This window comes from Hyalangium gracile (assembly GCF_020103725.1).
Taxonomy (GTDB): domain Bacteria; phylum Myxococcota; class Myxococcia; order Myxococcales; family Myxococcaceae; genus Hyalangium; species Hyalangium gracile.
This window is the reverse complement of the sequence record NZ_JAHXBG010000039.1, coordinates 71,689-95,609: the sequence shown is the minus strand read 5'-3', so window position 1 is coordinate 95,609 and position 23,921 is coordinate 71,689. Positions and strand designations below refer to the sequence as shown.

Sequence of the window (23,921 nt, the reverse complement as noted above, 5' to 3'; positions counted from 1 at the left end):
ATCGCCAGCGCTCGCCGGTAGTGCTCCAGCGCTCCCGCGTAGTCCCCCTGCTCCTGGAGCGCACTGCCGATGTTGTTGATGAGCACACTTTCTAAGTGGCGATGGCTGCCAACCACGGATTCCAGAGCTTCCTTGCTGTATCGAAGCGATAACCTCAGATTGGGTAGGTGCAGATAGACAAGCCCAAGGACAAGCTTGAGTCCCGCCGCATCTCGTTCCTTAGGCAGCACTCTCTCGGCCGACCTTTCAAAGAATCTCGCTGCCAGCCAATAATTACCCAACTCATAAAAATGGAGCCCTAAGGAGAACTGCACCAAGACGAACGGTTCCGTCGCACGCAGCGTTGGCAGATCCAGATGTCCCAGACTTGCTAAGTCCACTCCCCTCTCGCTCTCCCGACCGTAGCTGCGCTCCGTGCGGTACAGCGTCGCCTTGGGACACACCGTGTAGGGCTTGCCCGCATTCACCTCCGTGTTGCCGATCCGGATCACACTGCCACTGCCTGCAGAGATGTCCCCCACGCTCGTCGTGCTCTGGTTGTTCACCACCACGGGCGACACCGCGTTGCAGAACGCCTGCCCCCAGAGCACCACATCTGCATCCAGTTCCCGCGCCGCAGCCTCCGCCTGCTCGTGGTTCTCCAGGAAGCACGAGAGCCGCTCGATCTCCAGCGACCCCTCCGGTATCGCGATGTCGAACTCCTGCGGATTGCGCAGCACCTCCTCCTTGAAGGTCTCCAGCGCCCGCGTCACCTGCTTCGACACCGTCTCCGAGAAATCCGGCACACCTCCCCCCGAGGAAGCCCCATGGAAGTCAGCGACCAGGAAGTGGACTGCCCGTGGATTCTTGAAGGGGCTGGGTCCCAGTTTCTCTCTGCACAGCCCTGGCTTCACGGGCTCAATGGGATGAGACGGCCCCTCTCGCACGGAACGGGCGCACCCGGCGGCCAGCAGCAGCGCGGATGCCATCAAGCTCTTCCACACGGGCTTCACTCCTCCTTGTTGCCGGCTTCAAGCACGCAGTTGTCGCCGCAGGTCACGTCCCCGACCTGCGTGTCGGCCGAGCCTTCCCCCTTGACGTTCCCGACCTTGAGTCCGGCGCCATCTCCCGCCTTGACGTTGCCGATCTTCGTCTTCATGGCGGGTGGGTTCCCCTCCGTCGAGCTGGGTTCCGGAGCGGCCTTTGTCGACTGGGGCTGAGGAACCACGGCGGGCCGAGGCTTCGAACCACCTGACGATGGCGGCTTCTCCTCGGGAGCCACTTGCTGGATGGGGGTGGCAGGCTTCGTCTCACCCTTCGAGCCAGCCTGCTCCGAGGCCATCGCATGGGAAGGCTGCGACTCCTCGCCCCCGCTTAGCGATCCCCACGCCACGCCACCTCCCATGGCGGCGACCCACAACGCCACTGCGGCGACAGCCATGGTTCGAGGCCCTCTGCGTTTCTCCAGCTCCAGGCCATGTTCGATGAAGTCCGCCATCACCACCGACGCAGCACGCGACGCGAACTCATGGAAGCGGTCATCCTTGAACTCGTCCCCGAAGTCGGAGATCCCCCGGATCACCAGCCAGGGAGCCCCGCTCCGCTCGCAGGCCTCCATGAGCCCCGCGGCCTCCATCTCCGCCACCTCCGTCTTCCCATGCAGCGCGCGGAACTCCCGCAGCTTGTCCGGGTCGCGCAGCAGCTTCTCCCCGCTCGCCACCGTCGCCAGCTTCACCGTCAGCCGGCTGGCCACATGCGCCTGATACAGCGTCTCGTTCCCTGAGGACGGCAGCGGAAAGCTCCCGCCTCTCTGCTCGAAGCGCTCTCGCAGGCGCGCCTCGTCCGGGCGGTAGTGGACCAGGTCCTGCTGCACGCGATGGGAGACCGTTCGGATCTCGGGCCTCGGCTCCACATGGGAGTGGCCCTCGGGTGTGCGCGCCACGGCTGCTGGCTCGTAGGCGACCACCCGCTCGGAGAACACGACCTCTCCGATGCGAACCTTGCCCCTCATCCCGGCGGCGATCCCCATCAGCAGGACGAGCTGTGGACGATACCGGGTGATGACATCCTGCACGGCGGCAGCAGAGAGCGCATTGCCCGCCCGGCCCAGGCACGTGAGCACGACATCGTAATCCCGCCGCGCGCGTGCTGAGCGAACCCGGCCTCGGTAGAAGACGGTGCCGACCTCATCCTTGAAGCGGGCGCTCTCGGCAATTCCCAGGGCCTCACGTGCTGCCACCAGCTCTGCCGGGATGACTGTCAGGACCGCGATGTCCACCTGCGAAGCCCCCCTGATCCAGTGCGCCACGATGCAGCCTTCACATGAAGAATCCGATGCGTGAAGTCTACCTCTGGCATCCACCACACGCCATCCTGCTCACTGCGGATCCGAGGTCGGCGGGCGCGGCGCTTCAAAGGCAGGCCAGTAGCACCCTTGCTTCCACTCATAGAGACGAGGGCCACACGGTGGCTCCATGTTGACCAGCAGCGTCCAACACCCCCCATTGATCTCGCTCTCACGTTTGACACAGGGAGGTCTGCGCTGACCTGGCAGAGGGTTCTTCGGCAGCTCAAGGCTGAGCCCCTTCTGCTCGGACATGGGCGGAGTCCCATTCACACGCGTTGCAGGGACGGCTTCCGCCATGCCTGTGGTTCCGGCATCCGGCTGGTCCTGCTCTCGTGCCTCTTGCGCCACCGCAGCGGGCCCGTCCACAAGCTGTGCCTGCTGCATCCCTCCTGTCTTGACGGCCACCCACAGGCCCACGACCGCTGCAGCAAGCCCCACCCCCAACCCCACCGCTCGGCGAGCCATGCTCGCGGAAGAACCACCCTCTGCTTGCCTGGGAACCGGGAGAGCCGTCGTGCGCTCGGCTGTCTTTGCTACCGTCTCGAAGGCCTGAGCGGCTGCTCCCGCAGAGCCTCGATCCGCAGGGTCCTCCGCCAGCATCCGGCAGACAATGGCCCCCATCTCCGGGGATGCGCCAGACATGAGCTCGGGCGATACCCGTTCACCGGGAGGGTATGTGCCCGTGACCAGGCGCCACGCGGTCACTCCGAGCGCATAGACGTCATCGGCCGAGCCCGCCTCGTAGCGAGGTGCGGCGCGGCCCCAGAACCTCTGCCAGTGGTGCAGCGCCTGGGGACTCAAGTACTGCCGCGTGCCCACAGGCGTCGCCTGCCGCGTCAGCACGCTCGCCCCCGGGTAGATGGCCGAGCCGAAGTCCGTCAGCACCGCGCGGCCCTCTTGGGTCACCAGCACGTTGCCGCCTTTGACATCCCGGTGCACTCCACCCATGGCGTGCAGCGCCTCCAACGCGCGGGCCACCTGTGCCAGCACCCGAGCAACCTGTGGGAGGTGGAGCTTGCGCTGCCGTGCCCACGCGTACAAGTGCACGCCCTCGACCCAGTCCATCACCAGGAACGGGAAGCTCAAGCCGTTCGCGAAAGGGTAGGGAAACGACATCGCCCGTCGTTTCGTTGTCCCAATGTGGCCTCGAAAGCAGCGTTTCTTGGGGATGACACCCACCATCCCTCAGACGCGTAGGCGGAAGCGACACCTCAACCTGGAAGTTGTCGGCCTGAGGGGCCGCTCGGGGTGCCTCCCCCCTGGGAGTGGCAGCTCATCGAGTCGGCGCTCGCGAAGGTGCTCGACCCGAAACAGGCGAAGACCGGGGAGGCCCGCGATGCGACAGCGCCCTGAACGCACGGAGTGGGTCGCCTACGTGCGAGTCAGCACCGCCGAGCAGGCCGAGCGGGAGCTCTCGCTGCCCGCGCAGCAGAAGGCCATCCGCGAGTTCGCGGTCCGCCATGGCGCCACCATCGCGCAGGAGTACATCGAGGCCGGCGCCTCCGGCACGGACCGGAGAAGGCCCGTGCTGCAGCGGCTCCTTGGTGACGCGCTGAAGCCGACGAGCACCATCAGCACCATCGTGGTTCACCACACGTCGCGCTTCACCCGCGATGCGGCGCACGCGCGGGTGATGAAGGCGAAGCTTCGAAAGGCGGGGGTTCGTGTGATGTCGGTGCTGCAGGAGTTCACCGATGATCCGGTGGGCAAGCTGATGGAGGGCTTCTTCGAGTGCATCGACCAGTACGAGTCGGAGCTGAACGGGCTGCGTACCTCGGCGGCGATGCGCGAGGCGGTGCGACAGGGGTACTGGCCTGGGGCGCGCGCCCCGTATGGCTACAGGAGCGTGCCCGTGGAGGTGCACCCCGGCGTCGTGCACCACCGACGAAGGTCGAGCCGATCCTCGACACGGAGACGTGGGCGCTCGCGCGGAAACTCAGTGGAGAGCGCGAGCCGAAGCGTACGCCCGGTCGGGCCCCGACGCGGCCGAAGCTGCTGAAGGGGCTCGCGTGGAGCGGGAAGTGCGGCGCGAGCTACCAGTATGAGACCGGCGGCAAGACGGTCATCAACGGGCACTACACGTATGGGTACTACAACTGTCGAAACCTCCTGCGCGTCGGGAAGGAAGCGTGCAGCGGATTCCGGATCTCGACCGAGACGCTGGATGCGGCCGTCTTGGGGGCGATCACGCGGATCGTCTGCACCGAGGAACGCGGGCGGGATATGGCGAGCCGCCGTGGTTGGCCCCTCGGCCGGGTTCTCGACGCCTGGCGCACGCTTGTTCGCAGCGAGGAGATAGGCCGCGCCTACGTGCTGCGTCTCATAGAGCGCATAGAAGTCCACGGCGAACGCATCATCGTGGCGCCGAAGACCGGTGGGAGAAAGGAGCCCGAGTCGAGCGATGAGCCATGACGAGCTAAAAAACGAGAAAAACCGCGGCCCTGCGTAGGTCCGCGGTTTCTCCCACTACCGTCATGCTGTGCTCCCCGACGTGGACTCGAACCACGGACATGGTGATTAACAGTCACCCGCTCTACCAGCTGAGCTATCGGGGAATATGTCCGCCGCCGCGACCCGTGGCCGTTGCGACGAGGACGATTTCTAGAGAACGGAGCCTCACCTGTCAACAGATCGATTGGATCCGCTCGCTCGCCTGCGCTCCCAGCCCTGGTCCGGCCTCGCCGGAATCGCCCCCGTTGCCTCCGAAGCCCTCTCCCAGGTCCTCGCCGGCTCCCCCGCCGAGCGCGTCCTGGATCGCACCCTCCGTGGGCATCGCTCCCTCTCCCGGGAGCAGCGCCAGGCCCTCAAGGAGGCAACCTTCAATGTGGGCCTCTGGCGCCGCCGACTCGGCTACCTGCTGGGGCGGCCCGACGCTCCCGCCCCCTGGCTCCTCTATGCGCTCCTCCATGGGCTCGCCGGCGTCCCCCAGGCCGAGGCGGCCTCTCTGGCCGGGGTGGAGGCCTCCCCCGCGCTCGTTACCCAGGAGCCCCCGTCCCTGGCCCTCCGGGCCTCCCTCCCGGATTGGCTCGCTGACCACTTCTCCCGGGAGTGGGGGCCCGAGGCCGAGGACTTCTGTGCCCACCTCAATGTCCCCGGCCCCATCACGCTGCGGGTGAACTCCCTGCGGACCTCCCGTGAGGCCCTCGCCCAGCGTCTGCGCTCCGAGGGGGTGGAGACCCGGCCCGGCTCCTGGAGCCCGCTCGCCCTCCAGGTGGTGGGGCCCCGGCCCAACCTCTATGGCCTCCCAGCCCTCCAGCAGGGCCTCTTCGAGGTCCAGGACGAGGGCAGCCAGCTCCTGGGCCTGCTCGTGGAGGCCCGCCCCGGGGAGGCCGTGCTCGACCTCTGTGCCGGCGCCGGGGGCAAGACGCTCCTGCTCGGCGGCGCCATGGAGAACCAGGGCCGGCTCCTCGCCTACGACTCCGACGCCGAGCGGCTCGACCGCCTCATGCAGCGGTGCTCCCGCGCCGGCCTCTCCAACCTTCATGTCCTCCGCGCGCCCCCCTCGGGCCTCTCCGTGGACCGCGTCTTCGTGGATGCCCCGTGCTCCGAGCTGGGCTCCCTCCGCCGAGGGCCGGACCTCCGCTTCCTCAAGGCCCCCTCCGTCCTCTCGGACTTCGTCCCCGTCCAGCGCGAGCTGCTCTCCCGAGCGGCGGACCTGGTCCGTCCAGGGGGGCGGCTCGTCTACGCCACCTGCACCGTGAACCGCGCCGAGAACCAGGACCTCGTGGCCGGCTTCCTCCTCCAACGGACGGACTTCCGACTCGTGCCTCCCGGGGCAGGGTGGCTCCGTCCCGAGTGTGTCCAGGAGGGGTTCTTCGTCTGCGCCCCCCACCGCCAGGGGACCGATGCCTTCTTCGCGGCCGTGCTCGAGCGCTCGGGGTAGGGGAGAGCGCGGGGAGGAGGGTTTTGGACGCTTGCCCCCATGCCTCCTTTGAAGTCCCGTTCCCTCTTCGCGCTCGGTGCTATGAAGGCGCACGTGCGCTGGCAGAAGCCGCTCCTCCTTCGTCCTCGGGACCCCGTCCACATCGTCGCCCCCGCCGGTCCCTTCGATCGGCCCGGGTTCGAGGCCGGACTCGCCCTCATCGCCCAGCGGTACTCGCCCCAGTACGGCCCCGACCTCTACGAGGCCTGGCGCTACCTCGCCGGGGACGACCGGCGCCGCCGTGAGGAGCTCTCCCGCGCCCTCCTGGACTCGCGCGCCCGCGCCGTCTTCTGCGCCCGCGGTGGGTACGGGAGCATGCGCCTCCTGCCGGACCTGCCGCTCGCCGACACGGCTCCCACCTCGCTCGTGGGCTTCTCGGACATCACCGCCGTCCACCTCGCGCTCCAGGCCCTCGGCCGCGTCTCCATCCACGGCCCCGTCCTCACCCAGCTCGGCAAGCAGCCTCCGGACGTCCAGGAGCGCCTCTTCCGCCTCCTCGAGTCCCCCGAGCCTCCACCTCCGCTCTCCGGCTCCGCCACCTACGTCCCCGGCGTCGTCGAGGGCCCGCTGATGGGCGGCAACCTCTCCCTCGTCACCCGGCTGCTCGGCACGCCCTACCTGCCCTCGTTGGAGGGCGCCGTGCTCCTCCTCGAGGACATCGGCGAGCGTCCCTACCGGCTGGACCGCATGTGGACCCACCTGCGGCTCGCCGGCGTCTTCCATCGCGTGCGCGGAATCGTCCTGGGCGACTTCACCGACTGCGAGGAGAAGAACCCCACCTACTCCAGCGCGGACGTGCTGCGCTCGCTCGCGGAAGAGACGGGCCTGCCCTGCGCCGCGGGCTTCCTCATCGGCCACGGCACCCTGAACTACCCGGTTCCCCTCGGCACCGCCGTGCGCCTGGACGCGGGCGAGGCGCGCCTCACCTTCCTCGAGGGGGCGGTGCGCGAATGAATCACCCCATCAGCAACCTCCAGGGCGTCCTCGAAGGCGCCGTCGCCGGTGGCGTCTTCCCCGCCGCCCAGGCCGTGGTGCTCCACCGGGGCGTCCAGGTGTTCGGCGGCGTGGCCGGCAGGGCCACCGGCGACACCCGGTTCGATCTCGCCTCCGTCACCAAGGTGCTCTGCACCACCTCGCTCTTCCTGCGCCTGTGGACCGAGGGCAAGGTCGGCCCGGAGACCCAGGTGGCGCGCTTCTTCCCCGGCGCTCCCGTGAGCGAGGCCGGCGCCACCGTGGCGGACCTGCTCTACCACCGCTCCGGCCTGCCGCCCTTCGTCCCGTTCTTCGCCCAGGCGCTCACCTCCACCCCGGAGCTGCTCGAGCCGACCTGTCCCCAGGCCACCCGCGTCCGCGTCCGCGAGGAGGTGGTGCGGGCCGCCGCCCAGACGCAGCTCGCCGCTCCGCCGCGCACCCGCACCGCCTACAGCGACGTGGGCTTCATCCTCCTGGGAGAGATCCTCTCCCGCGCCGCCGGCCAGCCCCTGGACTTCCTCTTCAACCAGCACATCGCCGAGCCGCTCGGCCTGGGCGCGCGCTTCCACCGCCTCTCCGAGCTGCCCACGGACGGCAAGGTGGCGCCCACCGGCCCCACGCGTCCCCGCGAGCCCGCTCCCGGCCAGGAGCAGATGTGGGGCGAGTTGCCCACCCGCGCCAGTCCTCCCGGCGAGGTGGACGACGACAACGCCTGGGTCATGGACGGCGTGAGCGGCCATGCCGGCCTGTTCGGCACCGCCGTGGACGTGGCCCGCTTCGGCCAGGCCGTCCTGGACGGGTGCGCCGGCAGCCCCGCGCTCGCTCCCGGGCCGCTGTGGCACCGGCTCCTCGCCACCGACCCCATCGTGAAGGGCAGCACGCGCTCCATGGGCTTCGACTCGCCCTCGGTGGAGGGCTCCAGCGCTGGCCACTTCATCGGCAACACCGCGCCCGGCGCCGTGGGACACCTGGGCTTCACCGGCACCAGCCTCTGGGTGGACCTGCGCCGCGCGCTCGTGGTGGCGCTCGTGACCAACCGCGTGGCCCACGGCCGCAAGGAACTGCGCATCCGCGAGTTCCGGCCCTTCTTCCACGATCTCGTGGTGGAGGCGCTCGGGCTCGCCGACCCGACGAACTGACTCAAGGGAATCATGGCTGACGACAACGGAAACGTCCTGGAGACCATCGAGCCCGGCGCCGTGCGCCGCATCCACCTGGTGGGCGTGGCGGGCACCGGCATGGGCTCGTTCGCCGGCATGCTCAAGGCCGCCGGCTACGAAGTCACCGGCAGCGACGAGAACGTCTACCCGCCCATGAGCGACATGCTCAAGGCCTGGAACATCCCCGTCCTCACTCCCTACCGCCCCGAGAACCTGGACGCGGCCAGGCCGGACCTCGTCATCATCGGCAACGTCATCCGCCGGGTGAACCCCGAGGCCACCGAGGTGCGCACCCGCGGCATCCGCCAGATGAGCTTCCCGGCGGCGCTCGGCTCGCTCTTCCTCAAGCGCGCCCACTCGGTGGTGGTGGCCGGCACCCACGGCAAGACGACGACGTCCTCGCTCATGGCCCACGTCCTCGTCGAGGCCGGAAGGGATCCGTCCTTCCTGGTGGGCGGCGTCACCCAGAACTACGCGGGCAACTACCGCGTGGGCAAGGGGCAGCACTTCGTCGTCGAGGGGGACGAGTACGACACCTCGTACTGGGACAAGGGCTCCAAGTTCCTCCACTACCAGCCGCGCACCGCCATCCTCACCAGCGTGGAGTTCGACCACGCGGACATCTTCAAGGACATGCCTCACTACGAGGCCACCTTCGAGAAGTTCGTGAAGATCATCCCCTCGGACGGCCAGCTCGTCGTCTGCGCGGCGTACCCCAACGCGCTGCGCATCGCCGGCCTCACGTCGGCCCGGGTGGTGACGTACGTGGCCAGGGAGGGCGCCCAGGCGGACTACACGCCTCGCAACGTCTCCTTCGGCCCGGAGGGCGCCCGCTTCGAGGTGGTGGAGCGCGGCACGGTGCTCGGCACGGCGCGGATGCAGCTGTCCGGCGCGCACAACGTGGAGAACGCGCTGAGCGTCATCGCCGCCGCGCGCGGCCTGGGGCTCTCCTTCGAGGAGATCGCCAAGGGGCTGGCCAGCTTCAGCGGCGTGAAGCGGCGCCAGGAGGTGCGCGGCGAGCCCCACGGCATCCTCGTGGTGGACGACTTCGCGCACCACCCCACTGCGGTGCGCGAGACGATCGCCGCCATCCGCCACCGCTACCCGGAGCGGCGCCTGTGGGCCATCTTCGAGCCGCGCTCCAACACCAGCCGCCGCAACATCCACCAGGAGGACTACGCCCACGCCTTCACCGGCGCCACCCGGGCCAGCCTCAAGGTGCCCGAGCGCCACGACAAGGTGCCCGTCGACGAGGAGCTGAATGTGCCTCGGCTCTGCGAGGCGCTCCAGGCCCAGGGCATCCAGGCCGACGCCTCGACGGATGTGCCCTCGCTCGTGGAGCGCGTGGCTCGCGAGGCCCGGCGCGGTGACGTGCTGCTGGTGATGAGCAACGGCGCCTTCGGTGGCTTCATCGACAAGCTGCTCAAGGCCCTCGAGGCCCGGGCAGGGGAGGGTTAGTCCATGCGTCCGTTCCTCGGAGCGTTCGTCTTCCTGTCGCTCGCCGGCTGCGCGCAGAACTCGGCGCTGCCTCCGCTCGTCGCGGGGGACCGGGCGGCTTCCATGGCCCCCGCCGCCGAGGTGGGCCAGGCCCAGGGCGGCCTGAGCGCGCCGCTGAGCTTCGAGGTGAAGCGCTACCCGGACGGCTCGCCCTACACCGTGGCCAGCGACCGCGGCAGCGTGGTGCTGCTGGACGTGTGGGCCACCTGGTGCGAGCCGTGCCGCGACGCGCTGCCGCTCTACGAGCAGCTGGCCAAGGAGTACGGCTCGCGTGGCCTCAAGGTGTACGCGCTGAACGTGGACGAGGACGCGCGCGCCATCCCCGCCTTCCTGCAGGAGGAGAAGGTGAGCCTGCCCATCCTCCTGGACGCCAACGCGCAGGTGGCCGAGAAGACGCTGGGCGTGAAGATGATGCCCACCACCTTCATCCTGGACCGCAAGGGCGTGGTGCGCTTCGCCCACGAGGGCTTCGCGGAGGAGTTCCTCCAGAAGTACCAGACGGAGATCGAGCAGCTGCTCGCCGAGCGCGCGCAGTGAGCGGAGGAGGCGGAGCCATGGAGCAGGAGACGCCCTCGGCGCTGCGCCGCACGGCGGAGGAGGCAGCCCGGCTCGCCGGCCGCGTGCTCGCCGAGCGCTTCCTGGGCGAGCGCACCATCGAGTTCAAGCGCAGCGGCATCGATCTCGTCACCGACGCGGACAAGGCCTCCGAGGAGGCGCTGCTGCGCTTCCTGCGCGAGCGCTACCCCCACCACTCCATCCTGGCCGAGGAGAGCGGGGCCTCCGCGGGCTCGGGCCTGCGCTGGCTCATCGATCCGCTGGACGGCACCACCAACTACGCCCACCACGTGCCGCACTTCAGCGTGAGCGTGGCGGTGGACGGGCCGGGCGGGCTGCTGGCCGGGGTGGTGTACGATCCGATGCGCGACGAGCTCTTCTCCGCGGCGCGCGGCGAGGGCGCCACGCTCAACGGCCGGCCGCTGAAGGCCAGCGACGCCACGGAGCTGGGACGAGCGCTGCTGTGCACGGGCTTCCCCTACGACGTGCGCGAGAACCCGGACATGCCCGTGGGGCTGCTCAACCACTTCATCCGCCACGCGCAGGGCATCCGGCGCACGGGCAGCGCCGCGCTGGACCTGGCATACGTGGCGGCGGGGCGCTTCGACGGCTTCTTCGAGTTCCGCCTCAAGCCGTGGGACATCGGCGCGGGCGCGCTGCTGGTGGCGGAGGCGGGCGGGGTGGTGACGCAGATCGACGGCTCGCCCTTCGATGTAATGAACGGAGACGTGCTGGCGGGCGCGCCGGGACTGGCCGCGGTGCTTCGAGAGGAGTGCCGCCTGGTCCTCACGGCCCTCGGCTGAGGGGCCGGGCGCTGGCACTCCGGCACGCGTGCCGAGCGGCCTCAGGCCTAGAAGAAGCTCTCCGGCACGAAGACGATGTCGCCGGGCTGGAGCTGGAAGTTCTTCTCCCGTCCCACGCCGATGTCCTCGACCGGCACGCGGATCTTCCGCTCCTGCCCGTCGACCAGCCTCGTCACGTTGGTGCTGTTCTGGGCGGCCGTCCTGGTGAAGCCGCCGGCCAGGGTGATGGCCTGGATGATGCTCATCTCTCCGTCGTACGGGAACGTGCCCGGCTTCTGCACCTCGCCGAAGACGAAGATCTTCTTCGAGTTGTACTCGCGGATGAGCACCGACACCTGGGGCCGCCGCAGGTAGCGGGACAGGCACTCCCGCAGGGAGTCCGCGGCCGTGCTCGAGGTGCGGCCGGCCAGCTCCACCTTGCCGCAGAGCGGGTAGTCGATGGTCCCCTCGGGGGACACGCGCCAGATGCCGGAGTGGTCCGGCTCCTGGAAGACGCGCACCTCCACCATGTCTCCGGGGCCCATGGTGTTGGCCTGGCTGCTCGCCGGGGACGAGTCCTCCGCCGAGGGCAGGGGCAGGGGCGTGGCCGGCGCGGCCGAGCGGCACGCGGAAGCCACCGCGAGCAGCAGGGCCAGGAACAGGACGGGCAGGGAGCGCATCACCAGGGCTCAGTACACCAGCGTCAGCCGAAGATACCCTTCGTGGCGCGTGAAGTTCAGGCCCGAGCCCTCCACCGAGGACGAGCGTGTGGTCAGCAGGTAGCCCACCGCGCCCACGAGCCACGGCTTGAACTGGTAGTCCGGCCCCATGTCCAGCGTCACCAGCGTGTCGTTGCGCGGCCGCGTCGGATCATAGAAGCCCAGGAAGTCGACGGCGGCGTACCCGTGCAGCATCAGCTTTCCGCCCATCAGGGCCCGCGCCTCCACGTAGCCGCGGTCGTCGCGGAACAGGCCATAGGAGGCCACCGGGTCCAGCGTCCGCAGGTAGCCGCCCTTGAAGGTCATCGTGGGGCTGAACAGGTAGGTGCCCTCCAGCTGGCCGATGAAGGTGCTGCCCCCCGAGCTGCCGAAGTTGTAGCCCCAGCCCACCTTGGCCGTGACGGCGATCTTCGCCGACACCAGGCCCGCCAGCCCGCCCATGGCCCGCAGCAGCACGGCGTTGGGGCTGGCGGTGTTGCGCAGGTACTCGCGCACGCTCAGGTTCGTCTCCAGCACCAGCGCCGTCTTCGGCAGGAAACGCCAGCGGCCGCTCGCTCCCGCGCGCACGTTCATGTAGTCGAACGCGTCCACGGCGATGGGATCGCACACGCCCTCCGTGCACCCCACGGGCACGGCCAGGCCGATGGGCTCGAAGAACTCGACTGCCCAGGCCAGCTCGGGCGTCACCTCGACGGCGCCGCCGCCGGGCTTGATGGGCACCGAGGCGCGCGCCTCGTTGAAGAGCGACAGCACGCCCGCGCCCAGCGCCGCGTTGCGCGTCTGGTCCGAGCGCAGGAACTGATCCGCCAGGATGAGGCCCACCTGCCCCTCGGGGTTGAAGTGGAGCGTCAGATCCGCCGCTCCCTCCAGGTGCGAGCCATAGGTGGACTGCTCCGTGAGCAGCCCCGTGTAGCGCACGTACTCCAGCCGCCCGGAGGCGTGGACCGCCATCTTCGACGAGGGCACATCCAGCTTCAGCCCCGGGCGCAGCCGCAGCACCAGCTCCGGAGACAGGGACGCCGTCACGTCATTGGGATCCGACGTGGCGAGGTCCGGGAAGTAGCCCACCGCCGTGTCCAGCCGCGCCTCGAAGTCGAAGAAGGGGTGCAGTCGCCCCTCTCCCACCTTGATGCCGTTGCCGCCCGCGGGCACCGCTGTCTGCTGCGCCCGGGCCATGGCAGGGCCCAGCACCGCAAGTACCAGCGCGCAAAGGGCCCAGCGGATGTTGCCAGACTGCGTCATGACTCAGACGATCGCGCCGGCATGCCGGCTACCTTTCCCTACGGCTGGCTACGGCCCTGCTCGGGTCATAGCACGCAGCCTCCGTACGCCCGCAGAAATTTGTTGGATTGCAAGCGTCTGGATCAGTCCTACGAACGGGACAGAACCTACAGCGTCGGGCTGGCCGGCGGAGGCCGGACGATGATGTCCGGCGGCGAGGGCGGCCGGGTGGGATCGCCCCCGGGCAAGTCGCGCGGCTCCTCCACCTCGACGGAGAGGTTCTCGTCGGTGCGGAAGGCGAGCTGGCCGATGCACTCCTCGGTCTCCGAGCGCAGCTGGGCCACCTTCTGGTTGGCGATCATCACCTTGGTGTACTCGTGCTCGCTGGCGGTGCTGTCCTGCCGGGTGACGGCCTCCTGCAGCGCCACGTCCGCCGTCTCGGAGATGCGCAGCAGGCCCTTGATCTGCGTGAGCTTCTCGTTGACGCAGTTGAGCTTCACCACGTCCTTGGTGCGCCGGGCCTCCTCGAGCTTCTCCAGCACCTCGCGCAGCACGGTGCGCATGTCGGCCACGGCCCTGGCGCTGCGCTCGAGCTTGTCCGGATCCTTCACGCCGCTGGCCTTCTCCAGGGCGGGCAGGCCCTTGGCGCCACCGGCCTTGCCCGGGGGATTCACGCCCTGCGCCACGGCGAGCCCCGCCGCGAGCAGCACAGGCAGCAATCCGATGAAGCGCATACGACTCACCCAGGTCTCCGGCTCGAAGGAAAGGCGACTCTTGAGCGTAGAAGCAGGGGGCAGGGGTGTCAACGCGCGACCAGGGCTCCGGCCGCGCGCGGGGGCTCAGCTCGCGGGCGAGAAGACGAAGGGATAGGCGACGGGGACCTCGTCGTCCGGCTTGAAGGGGAACACCCAGCTGCGGATGACGGTGCGGATGCAGCTGCCCACCGCATCGTTGCCCAGGGTGTTCTCCTCGATGTCGATGTCGCCGGTGCGCCCGCTGGGCATGATGCTGAAGCGCACCACCACCTTGCCCTTGAGGCCCGGGTTGCGCTTGAGCTCCTTCTCGTAGCAGTTCTGGATGGCCTTCAGGCGCGCCTTGACGTAGCGGGTCAGCGCGTCGCGATCCACGTCCGCGCTCTCCACCTCGGGCGCGGCGTCCTTCACCCGGCCCTGCACCTCGACTTCCTTCTTGGCGCCCAGGTCCACCTTGCCGCCGCCGCTGGTGCCCAGGTCTCCGATGCTGGCCACGTTGCCGGCGCCGCCGCCCTTGGGGCCGTTGGCGCCCAGGGCCTCGCTGGTGGCCACGCCCACGCCGCCCGCGCCGGCCAGCGCCTCGGCGATCTCTCCGCCGCCGGTGCTGCCGCCGAGCACGTCCGCGAACGCGCCGCCACCGCCCGAGCTCGAGCCGAGGATCTTCAGCAGGCCCTTGCCCTGCACCTTCTTGACGAGCTCCGCCTTCTGCGTCGCCGCGTCCTGGGGCTTGGAGTCCGCCTTGGCCTCGCCGCTCTTCTTCTCTTCCTTCTTCTCGGAGGCCTCCTCGGCGGCGGCCTGGGGGGCCTCGGCCACCTTCTCCGGCTCGGGCGGCTTCTGCGGGATGATGGCGGAGACGAAGCGGTCCTCCAGCTGATCCAGCGCCAGCTCGGGCTCGGTGGGCGGGGCGCTCGAGACGATGAAGGCGCCCCAGGCGAAGTGGAACACGAGCGAGGCCGCGAGGATGCTGAAGAAGACGCGGTCCATCGCCTTCCAGAAGCCGCCCTGCACGTCCGGGGGCAGCGTCACCTTCTCCGACTCGGGCGGAGGCGTGACGAACTGGAAGAAGAGGGTGATGTCGTCGGCCAGGTCCACCTTGCCGCGAGCGCTCTCCTGCAGGGGCAGCACGTAGTTGGTGCCGCGCTCCTGGGCCAGGCCCTGCTTGCGGATGCGGTCGAAGTCGACGTCCGAGCTGCCCAGGTTCACCCGGCCATGCATCGTGTCGTCGAAGACGAGCTGGTACTGGTTGTTGCGGTTCTCGAAGATGGCGAACTTCGCCGGCAGGCCCTCCGAGGGCGGCAGGACGATGGTGTTCTTGGCGTCGTGGCCAATGGTGACGTCATCGCTGAGGAGGTGACGCTCCTCGAGGATGCGGTGGTCCTGGATGATGCCGACGCGCAGCAGCTTGTTGGCCTGGGGCTGAGGAGAAGCCATGTTCGTGTTGGACAGCGCGGTCCCTAGAAAGGTTGCTTGTCGACGGTCTGGACCACCTTGGGCACGAAGCTCTCGGGGTGGTTGAGGTCGTCGAAGTTCAGGTTCGACCGCTGGAGGATGTAGAAGGCCTGGGGCTTCTGGATCTTTCCCTCGACGGTGAGGGCATCCAGGCGGATGACCTTCTTCTTCTTGGGCTCCTGGGTGCTGGCACCCGTGTCCTGCGCGAGCGCGGGCGCGGCGGCGATCATGATCAGGAGGGCGAGAAGGTTGCGCATGAGAGGCCTCTACTTGACGTCGCCGGACAGCTTACCCGAGGTGGGGGCCGGTGTGGCAGAGGGTGTGCCGTTGGCCGGGGCCGCCGGCTTGGGGGCGGGGGTGGAGAGGGCGGGGGACAGCTTCGCCGGAGCCGGAGTCATGGGCGCCTTGGAGGGCGAGCCCGTGGCCGGGGCCGAGGGGGTAGGTGCAGGTGCGGGCTGCTTCTCGGCGGTGGGTTGCTCGGCAGGCGGCTTTTCGGCGGCGAGCTTCTCCTCGGCGGTCTTCGCCTGGGCGTCGGCCTCGGCCTGCTTCTTCTCCTCTTCGGCCTTCTGGGCCTTGCGGAGCTGATCGCGCTTCTCGCGCTCGCGGCGCCGCTCCTCCTTGTCGATGCCCTTCTGGGCATCCTTGACGTACTGCTCGATGCGCTCGTCCTTGCCGCCCTTGCCCTTGTACTGCTCGAAGAAGCTGATGGACGTCTTGAGGCGCTCGATGGTGTCCAGGCCCTCGGGCTCCAGGTCCAGGTAGAGGATGGCGAGGTTGAAGTACGGATCCAGCAGCGAGGGCTGGAGCTGAAGCACCCGCTCGTACTCGGCCTTGGCGCGGGCGAAGTCGCCGAGCCCCCGGTACGCATTGCCCAGGTTGAGCCGGGCCGAGGCGAAGTCCGGCGCGGCCCGCACGGCGGCCTCCAGCTCGGTGACGGCGGCCTGGTAGTCCTGGGCCTCGTTGAGCATGGCGCCGTGGTTGTTGCGCGCCTCGGCGAAGTCCGGGCGGAGCTCGGAGGCCTGCTTGAAGCTCTCCAGGGCCTGGGGCCGGGCCTTGAGGGCCAGCTGCACCAGGCCCAGCGCGTTGTGGGTGGCCGCGTCCTGGGCATCCACGGCGCGGGCGTTCTCCAGCACCAGGCGGGCCAGCTCGAACTTCTTCTCGCGGTAGTAGACCTGCGCGAGCACCTGCATGGCCTTCACGGAGTGCTCGTCCGCCTTGAGGGCGCGCTTGGCCTCGTTGGAGGCGGACTCCAGCTTCTTCTGCTGGAGCAGCGCGTAGGCGAGCGCCGTGCGCATGCCGACCGCGTCGGGCTTGGACTCCAGCTTCTGGCGCAGCTCGGCCTCGATGCGCGTGGCGCGGTGGGTGCGGCAGTAGAGCCGGGTGAGGAAGTCCCACGCGGTCTCCTGATCCGGCTTGAGCTCCAGCGCCTTGCGGTAGGCCTTCTCGGCCTCGTCCGGCTTGCCCTGGCGCTCGCGGATGACGCCCAGGTTGGTCCAGGCGTAGTCCAGCTTGGGGTTTCGCTCGACCAGGGTCTCGAGCCCCTTGGCCGCCAGCTCCAGCTCGCCGCGCCGGGCGATGTCCACCGCGCGCTCGAAGTCCGCGCGGGGGCCGGTGGCGGGAGGAGGCGAGGGCTTTACGGCCTCCGTCGAAGGGGACGCCTTCGTCTCAGTGGATGCGGCCGGCGTGGAGGACGCGGAAGGAGCCGCGCTGCTCGCGGAGGAAGTCGTGGGGGACGGATCGCCCGCCAGGGCGGTGGGGCTCGCGGGCGTGGGGCGCGGCGGAGGCGTGGAGGAGCAGGCGGCGCCCAGCAGCAGGGCCAGACAGCCGAGTCTCGGGAGGGACGTGCTCACTTCTCACCTCCACCGGTCAGCTTCTGCGGCGCCTGTTCCGCGGGGCGCTCGGGACCGAAGATGCCGCCCACGAGGCCCTCGGGATAGACCGAGTCGGAGGAGATGGCCTGCTTGGGCTCCTTGAGGACCGGGAACTCCTTGGGGCGGTAGCGGTTGAGTGACTCGAGCGTGCGCCGCGTCCACTCGTTGGAGACGCGGTACTTGCGGGCCTCCTGGATCGTGGCGGTGTAGTTCTCCACCGCCGCGTCCTCCAGCGTCGCCGTCTGCTGGGAGAGCTGGTCCTGGTAGGTCACCACGGCCTCCTCACCCAGGCGCTTCACGTCCGGGGGGATGGGCGTCTCGATGATGGTGTTGGCGAAGCGCTCCAGCGTGTAGCCCTTGCGGTAGAAGGCCGCCAGCGTCCACTCCGCGCGCTTGTACACGAGGACCTTGTTGTAGGCCTCGTTGACGGTCTTCACCGCGGCGCGCTTGGCCGTGAAGCTGTTCGCCAGGGCCTTGCCGTTGCCGCCGATCTTCAGCTTGTCGAACTTCTCGAACTCGAGCTCGGCCAGCTGGAAGCGGCTGTAGGCGGCGGCATCCGCGGCCAGCGGCGAGGTGTCCGGCTTGAGCTTGCGCCGGTCGAACTCGTACGCGGCCTCCTCCCACGCGCGCTGGGCCTCCTTCACGTTGCCCAGCTTCTTGTGCGCGTCGCCCATGCGGCGCCGGGCGTCCACCACCAGCTCGGCCTGCGCGGGCTTCTTGGAGAACTTCTCCACGAACTCGTTGAGGGCGCGGATCTGCCCTCGCCAGTCCTCCTGCTTCTCGTAGATGAGGGCGGCGCGGTACTGGTTCTTCGGCGCGTCCTCCGAGTTGGGGAACAGGTCCGCGTAGCGCAGGAAGGCGGCGGCGGCATCGGCGTAGCGCTGCTGGCCCTCCAGCAGGCGGGCGGCGTTGTAGAGCGCGGCCTCGCGGTCCTTGGAGGCGGGGTAGTCCTTCACCAGCTTCTGGTAGCTGACGACGGCCTTGTCGAAGTCGTACGAGTTCTCCGCGTTCACCGCCACGCGGAAGAGCGCCGCGTCGGCGAGCGTGGAGGTGGGGTACTCGCGGTAGATGCGCTCGTAGAGCTTGAGCGCCGAGTCGAACCGCCGGTTGTTCTCGTAGCAGACGGCGGCGTTGTTGAGGGCCTTGTCGGCGAACTCGTGGCGCGGCGACTCGTCCACCAGCTCGATGAACTTCCTGGCGGCCTCGTCGTACTTCTTCTCCTCCATGAGCTGGGTGGCCAGGTTGAAGCGGCCGCCGAGCTTGAACTTCACCAGGCTCTTGTAGAGGTCGCTCGTCGGATCGATGACGTCCTTGTTGGACGCCAGCCGGCCGGCGACGTCCTCGACGCTGCGCCAGTCCTTGTCGATGAGGAAGCTCTCGACGATGAGGTTGGTGGAGAAGCGGGCCACCTCGTGCTTCGGGTAGCTCTTGACGATCTGCTCGAAGCGCTTGCGCGCCTCGGGGAAGTCGTTGTGCGCGTAGTAGAGCTCGGCGGCCTGGTAGGCCATGCCGGGGGCCTTCTCGTCCTTGGGCAGCAGCGCCACGTACGCGTCCGCGGCGGCGACCAGCTTCACCTCGCTCTCGGCCAGGGGGATGGCCTGGACGACCTCGCCCGCGGGGCGCTCGGCGGAGCGCAGGGGCTTGTACTCCTTCACCGTGCCGGCCTTGATGTCTCCCGCCAGCTGCTTCTGCCACGAGAGCACCGAGCTGAAGGCCGCCTCCGAGCGGAACCGGTCATCCAGCCGCGAGTCGCGCACCTCCTCGTAGTTCGCCGCCGCCTGCGCGAACTGGAACGAGTAGTAGAGGCACTCGGCGTAGTAGTACCGCATCTCGTAGCTGCTCTTGGTGCGCGGGAAGCGCTCGAGATAGGCGCCGTAGGCGCGCGCGGCCACCTGGAAGCCGATGAGGGCCTGCTCGTTCTTGCCGTCCTTCTTGAAGGCCTGCGCCTGCTGGTGGTGGTAGAGCGCGGTGCGGTAGAGGCTCTTCTCCGCCAGGTCATCCGCGGAGGCCAGCGTGTCCGGATCGTCCTGGTGCTCCTTGTACCAGGCGGAGCCCGGCGCGTAGGCGGAGGCCAGCCGCTCCGCCTCGGCGTAGGACTCGTCCATCTTCCGGTCCCGCTCGTAGGCCTGGACGATCTTCTGCTGGATCTGCGGTGCGTCCGGAGCCAGCGGCTCCTTCTGGAGCACCAGCCGGTAGGCCTCGATGGCGGAGGGGTGGTTGGTCTGGTCGAACCAGATGTTGCCCAGGCGCCGGTAGATGTCGGCCTCGTAGGGGCGAGGGCCTCGCTGGGCGAAGAGGGCCTGGGCCTTGGGCAGTCCGCCCCACGTCTCGTCGGCGAGCGAGACGGCCACGTACTGGAGGGCCTCCTCGCGCAGGTCTCCACCGCCAGCCTCCTCGCCCTGGGCCTGCTTCTGGGCCTCGTAGAAGTCGGCGAGCGTGAGGAACCGGTCCACCGCTTCGTCGAAGCGGTCCATGCGGTAGTACGTCCACCCCAGCTTGTAGAGCGCCTTGTCGTAGAGCGGGTGGGTCTTGTCCTGGGTGGCGGCCTCGTACGCCTCGGCGGCCTTCGTCAGCGCCAGCGGATCGCTGTACGAGTCGAACCAGTACTCGCCGATGCGCACCCAGGCCTCGGTGGCGAAGCGGCTCTTCGGGTAGCGGGCGATGAGCTCCTGGTACGTGGCCCGGCTCTCGTCGAACTGGCCCTGCTTCTCCATGCAGTAGCCCAGCAGGTACCAGGCGGCGTCGTTGAGCCGGTAGTTCGGAAAGTCGAGGATGAGCCGCTGGTAGATGGCGATGGACGGGGCGAACGTCGCCTCCGGCTCGGGCGGGGGCTCGGCGCCCTCGGGCAGGGCCTTGAGCTTCTCCTCGTAGTCACGCAGGGCGGTCAGGTGCTCGTCGCTGGAGCGCTCGTAGTAGAGCTCGGCCAGGCGGAACATCACGTCCGGTGTGTAGCGCGGCTCCTGGGGGTAGCGGCGCAGGAACTCCTCGAAGCGGGCGATGGCGTCCAGCCGCTCCTTGCGCTCCTTGATCTCCAGCTCGCCGATGACCTTCTCGTACGAGGCGGCCAGGCCGCTGCGCTTCTCCTCGTACTTGCGCTCCACCAGCAGCTGCACCTCGCGGCGGAAGTCGCGCGCCTCCTCCTCGTAGGTGCGCAGGGCGTCGCTGATGTCCCGCAGCATCGCCTCTTCCTCGGGCGTGCGGCCCAGGCCCTCCAGGTAGCGGCCCTGGGGCTTCGCGGCCGGGGCTGGCGCGGGAGCTGGCTCGGTGCCGCCGCTCGTCGCGGGGGCGGGCTGGGCGCTGGTGCTCGCCGCGGGCGGAGCGCCGCGTGACTTCGCGCCCGGCTGTTGGGCCGGGGCGGCCAGGGACGTCAGCACCAGCGGCATGAGCAGGAGGCGTCGCATGGCTTACTCGACGTCCTTGAGGACTTCCTTGAAGTCCTTCTCCAGCGCGCGCAGCTCCTGGTCCTTCTGCGCGGACAGCTTCTGGATCTCCCCCGTCTTGTCCTGCTTGCGGGTGAAGGCCACGTCCACGATGCCCACGTCGCCCTTGAGCACCAGGTTGTAGAACTGCTGGCGCACGCGCCGGAAGCTGTCGTAGGCGATGCGGCCCACCAGGTTGCGGGCGTTGCCGGACACGGCGGCCACCTCCGCGTCGTACTGGCTGAGCAGGGCGGTCTCCGCCTGGACCTTGTCGCGGATGGCGCGGCCTCGGCGCTCGAGCTGGGCGCGCAGAGTGGCCTTGGCCGTCGTCACCCGGACGCGCAGGCTGTCCGTGCGCTCGCGCACCTCCTGGAGCCGGGCCAGCAGCCGGCCCACGTCCTCGGGCAGCCGGCCCGCGAACGAGGCGACCAGCGAGTGCTCCCGCTGGAGCATCTGGTAGAACTCCTGGCGGATCAGCTCCTCGCCGGCCAGGGCGGTGGCCACGGCGTTGCGCTCGTCCGCCAGCCGGGTGCGGGTGCGCGCCAGCTCGTCCTGCAGCTCCTTGAGCGTGTCCGACTCCGTCTGGAGCGCGGAGAGGAACTCCACCTCCTCCTCGGGGGGCGTCTTGCGCTCGGCGCGGGTGTCCTCCACCCACTTGCGCACGGCGGTGGCGACGGCGGTCAGGCTCTGCACCTCATAGCTCAGCCGGTAGGCCTCGCGGTCCAGCTCGTCCACGCGGGCCTGCATGCGCTCGCGCCGCTCCTCCACCTCCCGCTGCGTGGTGGGCAGCAGGGAGAAGCGGCGGCCCAGGGCCTCGCGCAGCTTGCGCACCTCCTCCAGCTGCGCGCGCTCCTCGGGAGACAGGTGCTCCAGCACCGCGGCGGACTCCACCGCCACCAGCACCTGCTCCACGCGGGTCAGCCCGCTCTCCACGGCGTCCGCGCGGGTGTAGCCTTCCTGCAGCTCGGGGAACGTCTCCAGCCCGCGCTCGTCCAGCGCCTGGAGGATGCGCGTGGCCAGCTCCCGCGCCTCGCCCACGCCCTTGTGGCCGCTGTCGAGATCGCTGATGAGGGACACCGCGCTGGACACCTCCTCCTGCGTGCGCGCGTAGCGCAGCGCCACCGGGGGCAGCAGCGTGTTCAGCTCCAGCGTCCGGTCGCTGCGCGACAGCAGGTTGTCGAAGTAGGCCACCGGATCCTGGTTGCGCGTGAGCAGCTCATCCAACTTGTTGCGCACCGGCCCGTAGGTGTCGATGACGTCCTGGTACGCGCTCGTGGCCTCGTCGTACTGCTGCAGCTTCAGCAGCAGCTGCCCCAGGAGCAGCTGCGCGTCCGGCACCAGCGGCGACTCCGGCTCCACCAGCAGCAGCAGGTCGATGGCGTTCTTGGCCAGCAGGTAGTTGCCCTTCTTCACGTACGTCCAGGCGACCTCGTAGAGCGAGTCCGCGAACGACTCGCTGCTGCGGGAGATCTCCTGGTACCGGTCCAGGGCCTCGTCCAGGTTGCCCAGCTCGTAGAGCAGCCGGCCCAGGGACAGGTTGGCCAGCTCGCGGATGCGGACCTCCTCCGGCTCGTTGGCGGGCAGGGCGGCCAGCTCCGTGAAGCGCTGGATGGCGTCCTTCAGGTCTCCCGTCTGCACCGACAGCACGCCCAGGTGGTAGGCGCTCTGCAGGCGGACCAGTCGGATGTTGGAGCGCAGCAGCGGCTCGAAGGCGGCGCGGGCGCGGGTGACGCGCTCCTCGTCCTTCAGGTCCGTGCGCTTGAAGAGCCACTTGGCGTGCACGTACGCCAGCTCCGGCGGCAGCTGCCCACCGGACAGCTTCCGGGCCTTCTCGATGTACTCGTCGATGCCGTCGAACTGGTTGAGCCGGCTGGCGACGGACAGGTAGCGCGAGAGCGCGTCCTTGTAGCGCTCCGTCGGGGGCAGCGAGAGCAGCTCGCGCAGGTACAGCCTCGCGCCGATGTAGTTCTGCTGCTGCAGCAGCGAGTCGGACAGGTAGAAGAGCGCGTCCGGGTAGCTGGGGTTGGAGCGGAACTTCGGATCGCTCACCAGGTCGTAGAAGAGGACGGAGGCGGCGCTCCAGTCGCCCAGCAGGTACTGGATCTCGCCGTCGGAGAAGCGCCGCAGCTTGGCCTCCTCGTCGCTCGGCTCGTCGCGCAGGGTGAACTGCGTCTCGACGAAGCGGATATTCTCGTCCGCGTTCTGCAGCTGCTTGTCCACCTGCTCGAGCTGGCGGGCCACGTCTCCGCGGAGCTTCACGGGCTCTGGCTCGGCGGCCTGGGCGGACCGCGCCAGCGCGATCGACGCCAGGAGGGCCAGAGCACGGAGACGAGACGCGTTCACCAGAGCGGCTCCCTACTTCGTCTCGGTGGGGGAGGTGGCGGCGGGCGCCTTCCCATTCTCGGTGGGCTTCGCCGGGCCCGCGTCTCGCGACACCTCGATGTCGTAGCGCACCGAGGGGCGATCCTTCAGGTCCGTGGTCAGCCCGCCCTTCTCGAAGCCCACCACGCGCACGGTGGTGACCTTGGTGGCCTCCGCGTTGAAGGTGTAGCTGGACTGCACCTTGAACTTGTAGCCCTCGAGGTAGCTGAACACGCCGTAGCCGTTGCCGCGGTACACCAGCCGCACGGCGATCTGGTGCTGCCCCGGGACGATGCGGCCGTTGAAGATCTCGAACTCCTCGCGCTTGTCGAGCTCCCCGTCGTCGTTCACCTTGGTGAAGATGGGCGCGCCGTCCAGCGCGTACGCCACCGACTCCAGGACGAACGAGTTGCCCATCTCGTTCTTGTGGAAGAGCACCGCGCGCGAGCCGGTGGACAGGTCTCCTCCGAGCACCGTCTCCTGCAGCAGCAGCAGGCGCGCCTTGGAGCGGTAGATCTTCTCCTTCAGATCGACGACCTGCTCCTCCAGCGTCTTCACCCGCGTGTTGAAGGCCTCATCGGCCGTCTGCGACGCGGGCCCGGGCGGGACAGGCGAGATGGCTCCCGAGGTGGGCGCGGGAGCAGGCGTCGCCGGAGCGCTGGTGGCCGGGGCGGGAGCCGCCGCGGGCGTCGCGGCCGAGGCCTCCGGCGGCGTGACGGTCACCTCGGTGCTCGGGGCGCTGGAAGGGGAGGGGGCGGGCGCTGGGGGCCCAGCCTGCGGAGCCGTCGCGGGGGCCGCGGCGGCGGGGGTGCTCGTGGGGGTCCCCTGCGCCAGCGCCGACGTGTGGAGCCCGGCGCCCATCAGCGCGAGGAGACAGAGAATGGCGGAAGCGGAACGCACGAGCGACCTCGAGTG

At 69.3% G+C, this 23,921-nt stretch carries 20 protein-coding genes, 1 tRNA gene and 1 pseudogene; 9 read left to right on the top strand and 13 right to left on the bottom strand.

The window, feature by feature from the left end; all coding sequences use genetic code 11:
• The 3 genes from KY572_RS44015 to KY572_RS44005 all read right to left on the bottom strand — a co-directional run.
• Positions 1–992, bottom strand: a 992-nt coding sequence (locus tag KY572_RS44015) for a tetratricopeptide repeat protein (protein ID WP_224249772.1), incomplete at its 3' end; no start/stop codon positions are given.
• On the bottom strand, positions 989–2,257 hold the full coding sequence (locus tag KY572_RS44010) for a 5'-methylthioadenosine/S-adenosylhomocysteine nucleosidase family protein (RefSeq protein WP_224249771.1): 1,269 nt from the start codon (positions 2,255–2,257) through the stop codon (positions 989–991). The genes KY572_RS44015 and KY572_RS44010, both read right to left, overlap by 4 nt.
• A 99-nt stretch (positions 2,258–2,356) precedes the next feature.
• On the bottom strand, positions 2,357–3,508 hold the full coding sequence (locus KY572_RS44005; RefSeq protein WP_224249770.1) for a serine/threonine protein kinase: 1,152 nt from the start codon (positions 3,506–3,508) through the stop codon (positions 2,357–2,359).
• Positions 3,509–3,662: 154 nt separating this feature from the next.
• On the opposite strand from KY572_RS44005, the gene KY572_RS44000 reads away from it, so the two are divergent.
• The 3 genes and pseudogenes from KY572_RS44000 to KY572_RS47625 all read left to right on the top strand — a co-directional run bounded on the left by KY572_RS44000 (position 3,663) and on the right by KY572_RS47625 (position 4,738).
• A complete protein-coding gene (locus tag KY572_RS44000) occupies positions 3,663–4,325 on the top strand; it encodes a recombinase family protein (RefSeq protein WP_224249769.1) in 663 nt (220 codons plus the stop codon).
• Positions 4,226–4,453 (top strand): annotated as a pseudogene (locus KY572_RS48290) (hypothetical protein); the annotation flags it as partial. The gene KY572_RS44000 and the pseudogene KY572_RS48290, both read left to right, overlap by 100 nt.
• Before the next feature lie 48 nt (positions 4,454–4,501).
• Positions 4,502–4,738, top strand: a complete 237-nt coding sequence (locus KY572_RS47625) for a hypothetical protein (protein ID WP_263452492.1) — start codon at positions 4,502–4,504, stop codon at positions 4,736–4,738.
• Positions 4,739–4,808: 70 nt separating this feature from the next.
• On the opposite strand, the gene KY572_RS43990 is transcribed toward KY572_RS47625, so the two are convergent.
• Positions 4,809–4,881 (bottom strand) — tRNA-Asn (locus KY572_RS43990).
• Positions 4,882–4,979: 98 nt separating this feature from the next.
• Here KY572_RS43990 and KY572_RS43985 point away from each other — a divergent pair.
• From KY572_RS43985 to KY572_RS43960, 6 genes are all read left to right on the top strand, one after another.
• On the top strand, positions 4,980–6,209 hold the full coding sequence (locus KY572_RS43985; protein ID WP_407660116.1) for an RsmB/NOP family class I SAM-dependent RNA methyltransferase: 1,230 nt from the start codon (positions 4,980–4,982) through the stop codon (positions 6,207–6,209).
• Positions 6,210–6,290: 81 nt separating this feature from the next.
• Complete coding sequence (locus tag KY572_RS43980; RefSeq protein WP_224249778.1) at positions 6,291–7,202, top strand: S66 peptidase family protein; 912 nt, start codon at positions 6,291–6,293, stop codon at positions 7,200–7,202.
• On the top strand, positions 7,199–8,359 hold the full coding sequence (locus KY572_RS43975; RefSeq protein WP_224249767.1) for a serine hydrolase domain-containing protein: 1,161 nt from the start codon (positions 7,199–7,201) through the stop codon (positions 8,357–8,359). Before KY572_RS43980 ends, KY572_RS43975 begins: the two co-directional genes overlap by 4 nt.
• 12 nt (positions 8,360–8,371) lie before the next feature.
• Positions 8,372–9,838, top strand: a complete 1,467-nt coding sequence (gene mpl, locus KY572_RS43970) for a UDP-N-acetylmuramate:L-alanyl-gamma-D-glutamyl-meso-diaminopimelate ligase (RefSeq protein ID WP_224249766.1) — start codon at positions 8,372–8,374, stop codon at positions 9,836–9,838.
• A gap of 3 nt (positions 9,839–9,841) precedes the next feature.
• Positions 9,842–10,414, top strand: a complete 573-nt coding sequence (locus KY572_RS43965) for a TlpA family protein disulfide reductase (protein WP_224249765.1) — start codon at positions 9,842–9,844, stop codon at positions 10,412–10,414.
• Positions 10,415–10,431: 17 nt separating this feature from the next.
• The gene (locus KY572_RS43960) at positions 10,432–11,235 is read left to right on the top strand and encodes an inositol monophosphatase family protein (protein WP_224249764.1); all 804 of its coding nucleotides are present in this window, start codon (positions 10,432–10,434) and stop codon (positions 11,233–11,235) included.
• Between the two features lie 47 nt (positions 11,236–11,282).
• Here KY572_RS43960 and KY572_RS43955 read toward each other — a convergent pair whose 3' ends face one another.
• From KY572_RS43955 to KY572_RS43915, 9 genes are all read right to left on the bottom strand, one after another.
• Entirely contained in the window at positions 11,283–11,894 is a 612-nt protein-coding gene (locus KY572_RS43955) for a polysaccharide biosynthesis/export family protein (protein ID WP_224249763.1), read from the bottom strand.
• Between the two features lie 9 nt (positions 11,895–11,903).
• A complete protein-coding gene (locus KY572_RS43950) occupies positions 11,904–13,175 on the bottom strand; it encodes a hypothetical protein (RefSeq protein WP_224249762.1) in 1,272 nt (423 codons plus the stop codon).
• Between the two features lie 146 nt (positions 13,176–13,321).
• On the bottom strand, positions 13,322–13,888 hold the full coding sequence (locus KY572_RS43945; protein ID WP_224249761.1) for a hypothetical protein: 567 nt from the start codon (positions 13,886–13,888) through the stop codon (positions 13,322–13,324).
• Positions 13,889–13,993: 105 nt separating this feature from the next.
• Complete coding sequence (locus KY572_RS43940) at positions 13,994–15,337, bottom strand: AgmX/PglI C-terminal domain-containing protein (RefSeq protein WP_224249760.1); 1,344 nt, start codon at positions 15,335–15,337, stop codon at positions 13,994–13,996.
• A gap of 23 nt (positions 15,338–15,360) precedes the next feature.
• Entirely contained in the window at positions 15,361–15,612 is a 252-nt protein-coding gene (locus KY572_RS43935) for a hypothetical protein (protein WP_224249759.1), read from the bottom strand.
• A gap of 9 nt (positions 15,613–15,621) precedes the next feature.
• Complete coding sequence (locus tag KY572_RS43930) at positions 15,622–17,205, bottom strand: tetratricopeptide repeat protein (protein WP_224249758.1); 1,584 nt, start codon at positions 17,203–17,205, stop codon at positions 15,622–15,624.
• Complete coding sequence (locus KY572_RS43925; RefSeq protein ID WP_224249757.1) at positions 17,202–20,627, bottom strand: tetratricopeptide repeat protein; 3,426 nt, start codon at positions 20,625–20,627, stop codon at positions 17,202–17,204. Before KY572_RS43925 ends, KY572_RS43930 begins: the two co-directional genes overlap by 4 nt.
• Positions 20,628–20,630: 3 nt before the next feature.
• Positions 20,631–22,988 carry a tetratricopeptide repeat protein gene (locus KY572_RS43920; protein WP_224249756.1) on the bottom strand — a complete coding sequence of 786 codons (2,358 nt, stop codon included), beginning with the start codon at positions 22,986–22,988 and terminating at the stop codon, positions 20,631–20,633.
• Positions 22,989–23,000: 12 nt separating this feature from the next.
• Positions 23,001–23,906 carry a dihydrolipoamide acetyltransferase gene (locus KY572_RS43915; protein WP_224249755.1) on the bottom strand — a complete coding sequence of 302 codons (906 nt, stop codon included), beginning with the start codon at positions 23,904–23,906 and terminating at the stop codon, positions 23,001–23,003.
• Between the last annotated feature and the right edge of the window lie 15 nt (positions 23,907–23,921).

Bases quoted from the DNA above. Each gene is read 5' to 3' on its own strand.
- mpl (WP_224249766.1), top strand. From the start codon at position 8,372: ATGGCTGACGACAACGGAAACGTCCTGGAGACCATCGAGCCCGGCGCC.
- KY572_RS43945 (WP_224249761.1), bottom strand. From the start codon at position 13,888: ATGCGCTTCATCGGATTGCTGCCTGTGCTGCTCGCGGCGGGGCTCGCC.
- KY572_RS43980 (WP_224249778.1), top strand. From the start codon at position 6,291: ATGAAGGCGCACGTGCGCTGGCAGAAGCCGCTCCTCCTTCGTCCTCGG.
- KY572_RS43950 (WP_224249762.1), bottom strand. From the start codon at position 13,175: ATGACGCAGTCTGGCAACATCCGCTGGGCCCTTTGCGCGCTGGTACTT.
- KY572_RS43975 (WP_224249767.1), top strand. From the start codon at position 7,199: ATGAATCACCCCATCAGCAACCTCCAGGGCGTCCTCGAAGGCGCCGTC.
- KY572_RS43940 (WP_224249760.1), bottom strand. From the start codon at position 15,337: ATGGCTTCTCCTCAGCCCCAGGCCAACAAGCTGCTGCGCGTCGGCATC.
- KY572_RS43955 (WP_224249763.1), bottom strand. From the start codon at position 11,894: ATGCGCTCCCTGCCCGTCCTGTTCCTGGCCCTGCTGCTCGCGGTGGCT.
- KY572_RS44005 (WP_224249770.1), bottom strand. From the start codon at position 3,508: ATGGTGGGTGTCATCCCCAAGAAACGCTGCTTTCGAGGCCACATTGGG.
- KY572_RS44000 (WP_224249769.1), top strand. From the start codon at position 3,663: ATGCGACAGCGCCCTGAACGCACGGAGTGGGTCGCCTACGTGCGAGTC.
- KY572_RS43965 (WP_224249765.1), top strand. From the start codon at position 9,842: ATGCGTCCGTTCCTCGGAGCGTTCGTCTTCCTGTCGCTCGCCGGCTGC.
- KY572_RS43935 (WP_224249759.1), bottom strand. From the start codon at position 15,612: ATGCGCAACCTTCTCGCCCTCCTGATCATGATCGCCGCCGCGCCCGCG.
- KY572_RS43960 (WP_224249764.1), top strand. From the start codon at position 10,432: ATGGAGCAGGAGACGCCCTCGGCGCTGCGCCGCACGGCGGAGGAGGCA.
- KY572_RS43925 (WP_224249757.1), bottom strand. From the start codon at position 20,627: ATGCGACGCCTCCTGCTCATGCCGCTGGTGCTGACGTCCCTGGCCGCC.